Raw genomic sequence first — 13,712 nt, forward strand, 5'->3', positions numbered from 1 at the left:
TGTGAGGCCTCCAGAGTTCTACCCGTAACGCGTCGCCGGCAGCATAAGACTTGTATAAGAGCCAGCCCCACCGGCCGCCCCCGCAGGACCGCGCGGGTCGGTCGGCACCTCCACCGGATGCCGGGCCTGTGCTGCCGCTCGCCGAGGGGACGACTCGCAGCGGGGCGGCGACCACGCGCACTCGGCGTGGCCGGGCCGGGGAGCCCGGCTCCGGCCCGGACACCCGCGCCGTCCACCGGTGCGGAGCACCCCGGCGGCCGCCGTCGCCGCCGAGCGCTCGGACCCGGACGCACCGGCGCCCGCCGCCCCCGGGGGAACCGGGGACGGCGGGCGCGGGGTCGGTGCGAGCGGGGGCCTCAGCCGCCCCGGACGCCGGCCGGGGCCTCGTGCACCAGGTGCCCGGCGTCGTGCGTGCGGAAGTTGTCCTCGAGCTCCTCGAGGGTGCGCCCCCGGGTCTCCGGCGCGAACTTCGTGACGAAGACGATCGAACCGGTGTTGATGAGGGCGAAGAGACCGAAGGTCAGGCTCGCCCCCAGCGCGGCCACCAGCGGCGGGAACGCGAAGGAGATGGCCGCGTTCACCGTCCAGAGCACGAAGACCGCGATGCCCATCGCGAAGCCGCGGATCGTCATCGGGAAGATCTCCGAGAGCAGCAGCCACACCAGCGTGCCGATGAACGTCTGGACGAAGAAGACGACGAACAGCATCGCGGCGAGGATGAGGTAGCTGCGGAACCCCGACTCGGGCAGCAGGAAGGACAGCGCCAGGACGGCGTGCCCGGCGGCCACACCGATGAAGCCGGTGATGATCAGCGGCCTGCGGTTGATGAAGCCGAGCAGGATGATCCCGATGACCGTCCCGATGATCGCGACCACGCCCACGGTGATCGTCAGCACCAGCGAGGCGCTGGCCCCCAGGCCGGTCGACTCCAGGATGGTCGGGGCGTAGTAGTTCACGGTGTTGATGCCCGTGGCCTGCTGCACCGTGGCCAGCCCGCAGCCGATCCACAGGACCCGGCGCATCCACGGGTAGGCCCGCAGGTCCCGCAGCGCCGCACCCTTGTCCTCGGTCACGTCGCGGCGGGCGTGCTCGGCGACGACGTTGTACTCCTCCGCCGCCTCGGCCGGGTCCCGGCTCATGTCGAGGACGTGCCGGGTCTCCTCCAGCCGGCCCCGGACCGCCAGCCAGCGGGGCGAGTCGGGCAGGAAGAACAGGCCGGCGAACAGCGCGACGGCGGGGACCGTGGCGACGGCGAGCATCCAGCGCCACACGTGCGGGTCCTCGATGATCGCGTCGAGCAGGGCGTTCATCGCGAAGGCCAGGAACTGCCCGGTGACGATCATCAGCTCGTTGATCGTCACCATGCGCCCGCGCTTGTGGACCGGGGCCATCTCGGCGAGGTACAGCGGCACCACCGCCGCGGCGGCACCGACGCCGAAGCCCAGCAGGATCCGGCCCGCGACCATGACCACGACGTTCGGGGCGATGGCGGTGACGAGCGCACCGAAGAGGAACAGCACGGCGCAGACGAACAGCGCGCCCCGGCGGCCGAGGGCGTCGGCCAACCGGCCTCCCAGCAGCGCACCGAATGCCGCGCCGGGGAAGAGCAGCGAACTGACCACGACGGCCTCGGAGAGCGGGGTGAGGTCCAGGTCCTCGCCCATGTAGAGCAGCGCACCGGAGATGACCCCGGTGTCGTAGCCGAACAGCAGACCCCCGAGCGTGGAGATCACCGTCAGCTTGACGAGAAAACGGTTGTGTGCGGTTGAGCCCTTTCCGGCGGCGGACGGAGGACCGGAGTGCCCGCCGTGGGAGGAATGGATCGCCGACATTGGCGCCCCTTCTCGGGAACAGGCCGGGTGCGGCCTGGGTGCGGAATGGCTGACAGAGGGGTCGCGCACCCAGCTCCCGCCGTTCTTAGAACGGCGACGCTAGGCGGGCGGAATGGCAGTCGCAAGACAGATCGGTGTTCGGGATCGCACATCCACGGATTGCTTTCGCACAATGCGTGTTCAGGGCGCACGACGGCGGAAGAGGACCCGGCGACGAACGGACGCCGGGCACCCCGGCTCAGGGGCCGACCACACGAGGGACCACCCCCGCCCGTTCCAGCGCGGCCTCGAGCCCGGCGGGCGGCCGGCGGTCGCAGACCACCGCCGTCAGCCGGTCCAGCGGCCCGGCCAGTGCCGGCGCGGAGGTCTCGAACACCTCGTGGGAGGCGACGAGGACGACCTCGTCGGCGATGTCCATGAGCCGGCGCTGCACGCTGGCCTCCGCCGGCGACTGCGCGTACAGGCCGCGGGCGTCGACGGCGGCGGGCGACACGAAGAACGTCCGCGCCCGGAGCTGGGTGAGCGCGGCCTCCGTCGTCGGCCCCACGAAGGCCGAGCGGGCCGGGAGGAACTCGCCGCCCAGCGCGACGACCCGCCCCGCACGCTCCCGGGTGAGGAACGCCAGCGCGGGCATCGAGTGCGTGAGGACGCAGCCGGTGAAGGACGCCGGCAGGGCCCGGGTGATCGCCACGCCGGTCGGGCCGGCGTCGACGGCGATGGTGTCCCCGCTGCCGACCAGGCCGGCGGCGTGCCGGGCGACCCGCTCCTGGGCCTCGGTGTGCTCGGTCTCCGGGAAGGCGGCCCGCCGCAGTTCGCGTGGGGCGAGGCCGGCCCCGCCGTGGACCAGCCGCACGCGGCCGTTCGCCTGCAGCTCGTGCAGGTCCCGCCGGATCGTCATCTGCGAGACCCCCAGCCGGCGGGCCAGGTCGGCGACGGACAGGAAGCCGACGGTCCGCAGCGTGCCGAGGATCCAGGCCCGCCGGTCCGGCGCCCCGCGGCGCGGTCCCGGGGCGGTCACGGCCCGGCCCCCAGGCGCCGGTGCGGTGCGCCCACCCCGCGGCGAGCCGGCCGGCCGGGACCCTCCGCACCACCGAGGATGAGGCGGTGACTCCCTGGCTCCGACGGGTCGGGCGACCCGTCCGTGGTCACGCCGCCGCGGTGGCCCTCCTGGTCCGCGGACGGGGCCGCACGGCCGCCTTCCGCGCGGCCCGCCTGACGGGGGCGACGGTCGCGGCCTTCCTCGTCGCGCAGGTCGTCGGGCTGCACACCCCGCCACCCCTGATCGCCGCGCTCACCGCACTGCTCGTGGTGCAGGCGACGCTGAGCAGCACCCTCGTCAACGGCGTCCAGCGGGTGCTGAGCGTCGTGTCCGGCGTGGCCCTGGCGGTCCTGCTGGCCGCCGTCGTCGGCCTCACGTGGTGGAGCCTCGCGGCGCTGGTCGCCACGTCGATCCTGGTCGGTCAGCTGCTCCGGCTGGGTCCGCACCTGGTGGAGGTCCCGATCAGCGCGATGCTGGTCCTCGGCGCGTCGGGCGCGGAGTCCGTCGGCGCCGCCCGCGTGGTCGAGACGCTCATCGGGGCGGCCGTCGGCGTGCTGGTCAACGTGGTGTTCCCGCCCGCCGTGCAGACCCGGTACGCGACGCAGGCGCTGGAGCGGTTCGCCGACGAGATCGCCTGCCTCCTGCACGACGCGGCCTCGACCCTGCACGCCGGTCCCGTGACCCCGGAGCAGTCGACCCGCTGGCTGGAGGACGCCCGTCGCCTCAATCGGCACGCCCCCCGGGTCGACCGGGCGCTGGCCCACGCCGAGGAGAGCCGCCGGCTCAACCTCCGGGCACTGCGGGTCCCACCGGTCAGCCGGGGGACGCGGACGGGCCTGGACGCCCTCGAGCACGCCTCCGTGTCGCTGCGCACCCTGTTCCGGGCCATCGACGACGCCACCCGGGAGCGGACCGGCGTAGAGGAGGACGCCGGCTACGCCGACATCGTGCGGCGCACCGTCGCGAGCCTTCTGGAGCGCATGGGCAACGTGGTCCAGGAGTTCGGCCGCGTGCTGGTCGACGAGGTCCGGGACGGCCGGGTCCGCGACGGCGAGGACGCCCGGGACGGCGACGGGGCGGGGCCGGACCGGCTGGCCGGGGCGCTCGAGGCGCTGCGCAGCGGCCGGTCGCTGATGCAGGACCTGCTGATCGGCGACCCGCGCAGCCACTCCGGTCTCTGGGAGATCAACTCGACGCTGCTGGCGACCATCGACCGGATGGTCGACGAGTTCGGCGCGGTGGAGCGGTCTCCGGCGCAGGGGGCCGCCGACGCCTCCCGGGCCCGGCGGGCCGCCGTCACGGCCGGGCAGCGGCTGCGGATCGCCCGCCGGTCGCCGGCCCGGCAGGGCACCGGTCCGCCGTCCGGGGACGACGTCGGCTGAGCGGACGCCGGCTGCCCGGACGGCGCCGGACGTCGGCGCGCTCGACGGCACCCGTGCGGACACGTGCTCCTCCAGGAGGACGGGACAGCGGTGATAGATGAGGGCGGCCCCCGGCAGGGGGGTCCTCTCTCAGAGGTCGCCCTCGAGGAACTGGGCCCGGCCCAGGCCGAAGGACCAGTCCTCGCGGGTGTTGGTGGCGACGGAGACGATCAGGTCGCTGGGCGCGAGGCCGGTGGCCTCCTGCAGCCGCCGCGCCAGGCCCGCGTAGAGGGCGCGCTTCTGCGCCTCCGAGCGGCCCTGCTGGAACACCTGTAGGACCACGAGGTCCTCGGTGCGCTCGATGCCCAGGCCGGTGTCCTCGCAGATGAGCTGCCCCGGGCGGTGCTCGGTGACCACCTGGTAGCGGTCCCCGGGGGGTGCCGCGAAGACGTCCAGCATCACCTCCTGCACGGCGTCGGCGAGCGAACGGAGCTCCGCGGGCGTGCGACGTCCTTCGACGACGTCGATCCGGACGAGCGGCATGGCGGTCTCCTCCGCGAGCGGCGGGGTGGCGCGGACCACACCACTATGTCAGGACATTAAGACGTAGTCGAGGGCAGACGAGGGCAGCGCACGACCGGCCCCGCGGCCGTGGGCGGCGGGGCTGGGGGCGTGCGGGGGTCAGCTGTAGGCGGTGCGGAACCGCTCGAGGGCCACGGCCGGGTCCCCCGACGCCCAGCCCTCCAGCGCGACGACGCCGTCGTAGCCGAGCCGGCGGAGCGCGCCGGCGATGGCCGGGTGGGAGATCTCCCCGGTGCCGGGCTCGCACCGGCCGGGGACGTCGGCGACCTGGATCTCCCCGACCAGCGGCAGCGCCCGCTCGACCAGCGCGATGAGGTTCCCCTCGCCGATCTGCGCGTGGTACAGGTCCAGGTTGAGCCGCAGGTGCGGGCTGCCCACCGCCTCCACCAGCGCGATCGTGTCGGCGGCGCGGGCGAACGGCGTGCCCGGGTGGTCGACGGCGGTGTTGAGGTTCTCCAGGGTGAAGACCCGCCCGGCCCGCTCCCCCAGCGCGGCCAGCCGCTCCAGCGTGCGCGCGGCGGTGAGCCACATCGCCGGGGTCACGACCTCGGCCGGCACCACCGGCAGCCCCCGGCCGTCCAGCCCGGTGCCGTGCACGTTCAGCCGCGGGCAGTCCAGCCGCTCGGCGACCGCGAGGGACTGCTCGGCGGTGCGCAGCAGCTCCGCAGCGCCGTCCGGGTCGGCCAGGGTGCCGGTGACGTACCCGGTCATGGAGGAGAACGTCGCGCCGGTCGCGACGAGCTCGTCGACGTCCTTCGCCGTCCAGTCCCAGATCTCCACCTCGAGGCCGAGGCCGTCGATGCGCCGCACCCGCTCGGCGAACGGCAGGTCGAGGAAGAGCATCTCGGCCGAGGCGGCGAGTCGGAGGACCCCGTCCTCCCCACCCCTCGCAGGCTCGGCGCGGGACCCGGGACGGGGCCGCGTCACTTCCCCACCTGCACCGGGTGGCCGGTGCGCACCGACTCCGCCGCGGCCAGCGCGATGGCCAGCGCCGCGCGGGCGTCCTCGCCGGCCACCGGGGCCGGGCGCCCCTCGCGGACCGCCTCGACGAAGGCGCCCAGCTCGGCGGTGTACGCCCCGGGGAAGAGCTCCTGGTCGCCGCGGACGGTCTCGACCAGCCGCCCGACCGGCCCGGAGAAGGCCATCCCGCTGCGGCGACCGTCGCCCATCGTGACCATGCCGCCGGAGCCGAGCACCTCCCCGCGGACGTCGTAGCCGTAGGCGGCCTCGAAGCACGCCTCGGCCACCGCCATCGCCCCGTTGTCGAAGCGCACGGTGACGACGGCGGTGTCGAGCAGGCCGCGGTCGCGCCAGGCCGGCTCGACCAGGGCGTCGCCGATGGCGGCGACCTCCACGGCCTCGGCCCCCGGGTTGAGGAAGCGCAGCGTGTCGAAGTCGTGGATGAGCGTCTCGAGGAAGATCGTGTCCGGCAGGACGCGGGACGGGTCGAACCCGCCGGGGTCGCGGGTCAGCGAGCGCAGCAGCCGCGGGGTGCCCAGCGTCCCGGCGTCGAGCAGTGCCCGGGCGGCCCGCCAGTCCGCGGCGAACCGGCGGTTGAAGCCCACCTGGAGGACGACGCCCGCGGCGCGGGCCGCGTCGATCGCCCGGTCGGCGTCCGGCAGCGTGACCGCCATCGGCTTCTCGCAGAACACGTGCCGGCCGGCCGACGCGGCGGCCACCACCAGGTCCGCGTGCGAGCGGGCCGGCGCGGCGATGACCACCGCCTCGACCGCCGGATCCGCCCAGGCCTGGGCCACGTCGGTGCAGGCCTGCGCCCCGAGCGGGCCGGCCAGCCGCTGGGCGGCACCCGGGGCGGGATCGACCACGGCGGCCAGCCGCGCGTGCGGCAGCCGCAGGGCGAGGGTCTCGGCGTGGAAGGCGCCCATCCGGCCCGATCCGATCAGAGCCACACCCAGCCGGTCGGTCCTCACAGGTCCAGCACCAGACGTGCGGTGGTGGCGCGGGAGACGCAGATCATCATGCAGTCGTCAGCCTCTCTCTCGTCCGGGCTCAGGACGGAGTCCCGGTGGTCGGGTACGCCGCCGAGGACGGCGGTCTCGCAGGTGCCGCAGGTGCCCTCGGCGCACGAGGAGAGGACGCCGACGCCCGCCTCCTCGACGATCGAGAGGATCGACCGGCCGGGCGGGACGGTGAGGGTGAGCCCGCTGCGCACCAGTTCGACCTCGATGGCCTCGTCCGGCGCCGTCCGCTCCTGTGGCCGGGGAGCGAAGCGCTCCACGTGCAGGGACCCCCGTGGCCAGCCGGCGCAGCGCTGCTCGACCGCCGCCAGCAGGGGCTCGGGGCCGCAGCAGTAGACGAGGGTGTCCGGCCGGGGCGTGCCGAGGAGGGTGTCGAGGTCGAGCAGCCCGGTCTCGTCCTGGGGGCGGACCGACACCCGGTCGCCGTACTGCGCCAGTTCGTCGAGGAAGGCCATGGACGCCCGCTGCCGGCCGCCGTAGACCAGTTCCCAGTCGGCGCCCGCGGCCTCCGCCGCCCGGATCATCGGCAGGACCGGCGTGATGCCGATGCCCCCGGCGACGAACAGGTACCGCGGCGAGGCCACGAGCGGGAAGTTGTTGCGCGGGCCGCGCACCCGCACCGCGTCGTCGACGGCCAGCCGGTCGTGCACGAAGCGGGAGCTGCCGCGGCCGGCCGGGTCGCGCAGGACGCCCAGGCGGTACTCCGAGCGGTCGGCCGGGTCCCCGCACAGCGAGTACTGCCGGGTGGGCGCTCCGTCGAGGACCAGGTCGACGTGCGCGCCCGGCTCCCAGGCGGGCAGCGGGCGGCCGCCGGCGTCGCGCAGGGTCAGGGCGACGACGCCCTCGGCGACCTCCTGCTTCGCGACCACCCGGGCCTCGGCCTCGAACTCCGCGGTGGCGAGGGTGACCGACGTCGTCCGGTGGTGGACTGCCTCGACGTGGGGACGACGGCCGGTCCCGCCGAAGGTGACCGGCAGGTTCTTCCAGACGTACATGTTGGGCGAGCTCGGGTAGAACGTCGGCGGGCCGGCCAGCTCGTAGTCGCCCAGCACCGGCAGGGCCTCCTCGAGGGCGATCCGCGCCTCCAGCCGGGCCAGCGGCGCGCCCAGGCAGCCGTGCACGCCCTCCCCGAAGCCCAGGTGCCGGCCCCGGGGGCGGGTGATGTCGAAGCGGTCGGGGTCGGGGAACTGGCGCTCGTCGCGGTTGGCCGCACCCATCACCAGCACGACCCGGCCGCCGGCGGGGATGGTGACGCCGTGCAGCGTGACCTCGCGGGAGGTCGTGCGGGCGGTCAGCTGCAGCGGCGTGATGAGGCGCATGGCCTCCTCGACCGCGGCCGGGACCAGCGACGGGTCGGCCTGCAGCAGCGCCCGCTGGTCGGGGTTCTCGGCGAGCAGCTTGAACAGCGTGCCGGTCAGCCCGGCGGTGGACTCCACCCCGCCGAGGAAGAGGATCATCATCAGACCGCTGACCTCGGAGCTCGGTGTGACCTCGGCGTCCACGAACGGCACCCCGTCGATGTCGGCCTCGACGAACGCCGTGACCAGGTCCTCGCGCGCGGCGCGGCGGCGGTCCTCGAGCAGGTCGATGAAGTACTGCTGGACGCCGGCCGTCGCCGCGCGGGCCACCGGCGTCAGGTGCGGGGTGCCGGGCATCCGGTCCTTGAGCTCGTGGGTCCAGTGCTCCAGCTGCTCGCGCCGCGCGCGCTCCAGGGGGTCCGGGTCGTGCCGGCTCGGCAGGCCCATGAGGTGGAAGAAGACGTCGAAGGGCATGGGCCAGGCCAGCTCCTGGGCGAGGTCCACGGTCGCCCGGCCCCCCGCGCCACGGTCCCGCCAGGAGCCGACCAGCTCGCGCACCACCGCGCGGATGCCGTCCTCGAGCTCGGCGATCCGGCGGGGCAGGAAGTACGGCTGCACCACCGAGCGGACCTCGGCGTGCCGCGGGTCGTCCATGCTGCCGATCGAGCCGGGCGGCACCTGCTCGAGGCGGCTGTCGTCGATGTCCATGCCCTCGAAGCTGCGGAAGGTGTCCGCGTCCAGGGCGGCCGCCCGCACGTCCTCGAAGCGGGTCAGGACGTACCAGCCCCACCGCTCGTTGTGGGCGGCGGGCGCCTCGTCGCGCAGCCGGCGGTACGCGCCGAACGGGTCGGACGTGTAGAAGTCCGGCCGGAACGGGTCGTAGTCCAGGGCGGCGGTGCGGGCGGTGGCGGTCTCGGCCATGTGGGTCTCCGCGGTCGGGAGCGACTCGGCTTGAAGCGCTTCAAGACTCGCGGGTGACCCACACCACTGTCAACCGGTTGTCAGGACAAAGCCCGAGCCTCGCCCGGCGAGATCGCCGATCTCGCACGGACACGGCCCCGGGAGCGTGCGAGGTCGCCGATCCCGCCGCGGAGGGAGTCAGTCCCCTCCGGGCGGCGGACCGGTCGTCCCCCGCACCACGAGCCGCGGCGGGACGACGACCTCCCGGGGCACGGTGCGGCCGCCGTCGAGCCGCTCGACCACCGCGGCGACCGCATGTCGCATCAGCTGCTGGGACTCCTGGCTGACGGTGGTCAGGTCGACGTGCGCCAGCCGCGAGAGCGGGCTGTCGTCGTAGCCCACCACCGACACCTCGCCGGGGACGTCCACGCCGCTGCGCAGCAGCGCGTCGAGCAGTCCGACGGCGGAGGCGTCGTTGTACGCGATGACCGCGGTCGGGGGCGTGTCGGACGGGAACAGCGTCCGCGCCGCCCGCGCCCCGGACGCCTCGCCGTGGTCCCCCTCCACCACCTGCACGTGCGCCCCGAGCCGGTGCCGGCGCATGGCCCGCTGGTAGCCGCGCCGCCGCCCGGCGGCGATGACCCCGGACCCGCCGTCGACGTGGGCGATCCGGCGGTGCCCGAGGCCGACGAGGTGGTCGACGGCCTGCGCAACCCCCTCCTCGTCGGCGACCCGGACGACGTCCACACCGGCCGACGACACCGAGCGGCCGACGGCGACCACGGGCAGCTCCCGGCCCAGCGCGCCCAGCCGCGGGGCCGGGGCCTCCGGGCCGAGCAGGACCAGCGCCTCGCAACGGGAGTCGAGCAGCGTCTCGACCGCCCGCCCCTCGTCCCGGGTGCGGGTCACCGTGCTCAGCACCAGGTCGTACCCGTGCTCCTCGGCCGCCTCGTGGACGTCCTCGACCAGCTGGGCGTGGAAGGTGCTGCGGACGTCCATCAGGACGCCGATCAGCCTGCTGCGCCGGCGGGCCAGCAGACTCGCCGCGCGGTCGGGCCGGTACCCCAGCCGCGCGGCCGCGTCGAGCACCCGCTCGCGGGTGGCCTCGCTCGGCCCCGGGGCGCCGCGCAGCACGAGGGACGCCGTCGCGGGTGAGACCCCGGCCTCGGCTGCCACGTCCTGCAGCCGGGGACGACGCGGGGACTCCTCTGCGCTCAGGACGACCACCCCCCTCCCTCGACACGACCGCGGCGCCCCGCTGTGGTCGACGTCTTCATCGAAGCGCTTGAAGCACGCTGGGGCCACGCGCTGATCTCGCGGGAGCGTGCCACGTCCGTGAGAAGGCCGTCCGCACCGCTGGTGCGAGGCGTGGCCGGAGGACCCGACGTGGCGGTTCGTGGCCGTCGGCCTCGGCCACGACGTCGACTACTGGACCGGGAACCTGCGCGCCGCGGCCGAGGAGCTGTAGCGTGGCAGGTCAGGCCCCGGTCCGGTGCGGCTCGAAGGCCGCCCGCGGCCGGGGCGGCAGGCCGGCGAGCCGGTAGCAGCGGTCGATCAGTGTCATGGTCGCGACCGCGTCGTCCGGGCCGGTCGGCACCGGGGACCCGTGCCGCAGCGCCCGGATCAACGCCTCCAGCTGGTAGGTGTACGTCGTCCGGGTGCCCAGGTGCTCGGTCCGCTCGCCGGCCGGGGTGCGCACCAGGACGCGGTCGTCGCGATTCGGCTCGACGAACGCCGGCGCCGTCGCCTCCCCGCGGGTCCCGACGATCCGCAGCGAGAAGTCGCGGTCCGGGTGCACCATGCTGCAGCGCACGGCGGCGGTGGCGCCGGACGGGAAGTGCAGGTCGACGTCGAGCCACTCGTCCACGCCCGGGGCACCCGCCCGTTCCCCGGCCCGCGCGGCGTCCGGGACCGGCTCCCCTCCGGTCCACGGGGCCAGGCTGCGCAGGGCGTGCAGGCCGTAGCAGCCGAGGTCCATGAGCGCCCCGCCGGCCAGCCCGAGCGACCACCGCGGGTCCTCGTCGTCCGGCGAGAGCATGGCGATCGTCGCCTCGACGTGCACGACGTCCCCCAGGTCGCCCGCGTCCACCAGGTCGAGCAGCCGGTGCACCACCGGGTGGTAGAGGTGGTGGAAGCCCTCCATGACCGTGACGCCCGCAGCCCGCGCGGCGTCCCGGACCTCGGCGGCCTCCTCCGCGTTCGAGGCGAACGGCTTCTCGGACAGCACGTGCTTGCCGGCCGCGACGGCGGCCAGGTTCCACGGACCGTGCAGCGCGTTCGGCAGCGGGTTGTAGATCACCTCGACGTCCGGATCGGCGAGGACGTCCGCGTAGGTGGGCAGCACGCGCTCGACGCCGTGCGCCCGGGCGAACGCCTCGGCCCGCGCCGGGTCCCGGGCGGCGAGCGCCACCAGCCGGCTGCCGGTGTCCCGCGCGGGAACCGCGATGCCCCGCCCGGCGATGCGGGCGGCACCCAGGACCCCGATCCGCAGGGGCTCGACCGGGTCCGTCGTCACCGGTACAGAGCCGGCCGCTCGGGGAGCTCCACGGCCACCCGGCCCCCGGAGTGCAGCGAGCGCAGCGCCGCGTCCGAGACGACCTGCGCGGCGTAGCCGTCCCAGGCGCTGGGCCCCTGCGGTGGCGCCGCGGTGACGACGGTGTCCACCCACTCGCGCAGTTCGACGTCGTAGGAGAGCGCGAAGCGCTCCCGCCAGTCGGCCGGGACCAGACCGGCGACGGCGCCCTCGCGGCGCAGGCGCACCGGAGCGGGGTCGGCCAGCTCGACGGTGCCGGTCTCCCCCGACACCTCGCAGCGGATCTCGTAGCCGTAGTGGACGTTGACCGACACCTCGACGTCGGCGAGGACGCCGTCGGCCAGCTCGAACAGCACGAGCAGCGGGTCCTGCAGCTCGCCCCCGCGGCTGCTCCTCCGCGGGGTGAAGACCTGCGCGGCGACGATCTCCTGGCCGAACAGCCAGCGCAGCTCGTCGATCTCGTGGATGGCCGTGTCGGCGATCGACATGTCCCGCGTGTAGTGCGGCGGGACCGAGGCGTTGCGGTGGGCGCAGTGCACGAGCAGCGGGGCGCCGATCGCGCCGCCGTCCACCGCCTGCTTGAGCGCCCGGTGGGCGGGGTCGTAGCGGCGGTTGAAGCCGACCTGTACCAGCCGGCGGCCGGCGGCGACCTCGGCGTCGACGATCCGCCGGCACGCCTCCTGCGTGGTCGCCAGCGGCTTCTCGCAGAACACCGGCCTGCCCGCGGCGATGCACGCCAGCACGTACGGCTCGTGCGTCGGCCCCCAGGAGGTGACGACCACCGCGTCGACCGCGTCGGAGGCGATCAGCTCCTCGCCGCCGGGCAGGGCCTTGGCGGCGGGCAGCTGCGCGGCCACGGTCGCGGCGCGTTCGACGTCCGCATCGGCCACCGCCACCACCCGGCTGCCCCCCGGGCCGCCGTCGAGCCGGCCGATGTGCGCCTGGCCGATCATGCCGACCCCGATGACCCCGACGTCCAGCCCCACGGCGCCCTCCTCGACTCCGTCGCGGCCCGTCGCGGTGCCGCGCCGGCTCCAGGCTGTGGGCCCGACCACAGCGGGGTCAACGTCGAGGGTCCCTCAACAATCCGTCAACGGGCCGCCTCGAGGGGGATGTTGTACGGCGTGACGACCTGGACACCCGAGTGCCAGGACCGCGGGGTGCCGGGGAGCGCACCGTGGGCCTGCATGACCACGTGGCAGGCGCGGCGCAGGTCGAGGGCGAGGTCGTGGTGCAGCACCGCGGACAGCCGCCCCTCCCGCAGCAGCGCGAGGTTCTCCGCGTCCAGGTCGTGCGCGATGAACGCGCGGCAGGCGCGCCCGGCGTCGGCGAAGGCCGCGACCGTCGCGGCGTTGCCACCGGCGGCGTACATCGAGTAGACGGCGGCGATGCCCGGATCGACGGCGAGGGCGTCCCGGACGAGCCCGCGCAGCACGTCGTCGTCCCCGGTGGCGTCCACCAGGTCGACCTGCCGCCGGCCCGGACGCAGCGACCGGGTGGTCGCGCGGAACCCCATCTCCCGGTCGTCCTCGCCGCGGAAGGTGCCGGTCCCCCGGGTGACGAGGACGGCGGCGTCGTCCGGCAGCCACTGGTCGAGCAGGTAGGCCGCGGTCGCCCCGGCCGCCCGGTTGTCCAGGCCGACGTAGGCGACCCGGCGGCTGGTCGGCAGGTCGGTGACCAGCGTGACGACGGGGATCCCGGCCTCGGCCAGCCGCTCGACCGCACCGACGACCAGGGGGTGGTCGGGGGCCTTCAGGACGACGCCCTGCGACCCCCGCCGGGCGATCCCGTCCAGCGTGGCCGCCAGCTCGGTCACCGGAGGGGCGTCGGCCAGGTGGAACCGCGCCCGGAACGTCGCCGGCCGGACCACCGGCAGCTGCGACTCCAGGGCCGCCCGGACCGCGGCGGAGAACCGGTCGGGCGCGTCGACCACCAGGTCGAGGAAGAACGTCCGCCCGGTCAGCCGCACCTGCGTGCGCTGCCGGTCCAGGTCCGCGATGGCGCGGTGCACCTCCTGCACGGTGCTCTGCCGCACCCCGCCGCGTCGGTTGAGGACGCGGTCGACGGTCGCCTCGGACAGCCCTGCCTGGCGGGCGATCTCGCGGATCGGATAGGGGTGCGGCACGCCGACCAGTCTGAGGGGTCCCTGAGGGATCGCCGAGGTTGACCGGGCGCCCGGCGGCTGGCG

General features: G+C 75.2%; 11 protein-coding genes. 1 reads left to right on the forward strand and 10 read right to left on the reverse strand.

Annotation, left to right across the window (positions count from 1 at the left end):
* Positions 1-356 precede the first annotated feature (356 nt).
* Both CNO22_RS08195 and CNO22_RS08200 read right to left on the reverse strand, forming a co-directional pair.
* Entirely contained in the window at positions 357-1,832 is a 1,476-nt protein-coding gene (locus CNO22_RS08195; RefSeq protein ID WP_269799576.1) for a sugar porter family MFS transporter, read from the reverse strand.
* Between the two features lie 238 nt (positions 1,833-2,070).
* Positions 2,071-2,850, reverse strand: coding sequence for a DeoR/GlpR family DNA-binding transcription regulator (locus CNO22_RS08200; RefSeq protein ID WP_100498895.1), 780 nt, complete (start codon positions 2,848-2,850; stop codon positions 2,071-2,073).
* Between the two features lie 140 nt (positions 2,851-2,990).
* Between CNO22_RS08200 and CNO22_RS08205 the strand changes: the two genes are divergently transcribed.
* Positions 2,991-4,253 (forward strand): FUSC family protein, encoded by a 1,263-nt coding sequence (locus tag CNO22_RS08205; protein ID WP_198588186.1) that lies wholly within the window; start codon positions 2,991-2,993, stop codon positions 4,251-4,253.
* 129 nt (positions 4,254-4,382) lie between these two features.
* Here the strand turns inward: CNO22_RS08205 and CNO22_RS08210 are convergent, their stop codons facing one another.
* From CNO22_RS08210 to CNO22_RS08250, 8 genes are all read right to left on the reverse strand, one after another.
* Positions 4,383-4,775 carry a tautomerase family protein gene (locus CNO22_RS08210; protein WP_100498924.1) on the reverse strand — a complete coding sequence of 131 codons (393 nt, stop codon included), beginning with the start codon at positions 4,773-4,775 and terminating at the stop codon, positions 4,383-4,385.
* Positions 4,776-4,913: 138 nt separating this feature from the next.
* Positions 4,914-5,741, reverse strand: a complete 828-nt coding sequence (locus CNO22_RS08215; protein ID WP_232806887.1) for a TIM barrel protein — start codon at positions 5,739-5,741, stop codon at positions 4,914-4,916.
* Positions 5,738-6,724: a Gfo/Idh/MocA family oxidoreductase gene (locus tag CNO22_RS08220; RefSeq protein WP_232806888.1), complete on the reverse strand. Its 987-nt coding sequence runs from the start codon at positions 6,722-6,724 to the stop codon at positions 5,738-5,740. Before CNO22_RS08220 ends, CNO22_RS08215 begins: the two co-directional genes overlap by 4 nt.
* A gap of 17 nt (positions 6,725-6,741) precedes the next feature.
* Positions 6,742-9,012, reverse strand: coding sequence for a cytochrome P450/oxidoreductase (locus CNO22_RS08225; protein WP_100498899.1), 2,271 nt, complete (start codon positions 9,010-9,012; stop codon positions 6,742-6,744).
* A 177-nt stretch (positions 9,013-9,189) separates the two neighbouring features.
* A complete protein-coding gene (locus CNO22_RS08230; protein ID WP_232806889.1) occupies positions 9,190-10,218 on the reverse strand; it encodes a LacI family DNA-binding transcriptional regulator in 1,029 nt (342 codons plus the stop codon).
* A gap of 250 nt (positions 10,219-10,468) precedes the next feature.
* Positions 10,469-11,506, reverse strand: a complete 1,038-nt coding sequence (locus CNO22_RS08240) for a Gfo/Idh/MocA family protein (RefSeq protein ID WP_100498900.1) — start codon at positions 11,504-11,506, stop codon at positions 10,469-10,471.
* Positions 11,503-12,510 (reverse strand): Gfo/Idh/MocA family protein, encoded by a 1,008-nt coding sequence (locus CNO22_RS08245; protein ID WP_100498901.1) that lies wholly within the window; start codon positions 12,508-12,510, stop codon positions 11,503-11,505. Before CNO22_RS08245 ends, CNO22_RS08240 begins: the two co-directional genes overlap by 4 nt.
* 104 nt (positions 12,511-12,614) lie before the next feature.
* The gene (locus CNO22_RS08250; RefSeq protein ID WP_100498902.1) at positions 12,615-13,649 is read right to left on the reverse strand and encodes a LacI family DNA-binding transcriptional regulator; all 1,035 of its coding nucleotides are present in this window, start codon (positions 13,647-13,649) and stop codon (positions 12,615-12,617) included.
* Between the last annotated feature and the right edge of the window lie 63 nt (positions 13,650-13,712).

Source organism: Geodermatophilus chilensis (assembly GCF_002802985.1).
GTDB lineage: Bacteria > Actinomycetota > Actinomycetes > Mycobacteriales > Geodermatophilaceae > Geodermatophilus > Geodermatophilus chilensis.

Bases quoted from the DNA above. Each gene is read 5' to 3' on its own strand.
- CNO22_RS08210 (WP_100498924.1), bottom strand. From the start codon at position 4,775: ATGCCGCTCGTCCGGATCGACGTCGTCGAAGGACGTCGCACGCCCGCG.
- CNO22_RS08195 (WP_269799576.1), bottom strand. From the start codon at position 1,832: ATGTCGGCGATCCATTCCTCCCACGGCGGGCACTCCGGTCCTCCGTCC.
- CNO22_RS08225 (WP_100498899.1), bottom strand. From the start codon at position 9,012: ATGGCCGAGACCGCCACCGCCCGCACCGCCGCCCTGGACTACGACCCG.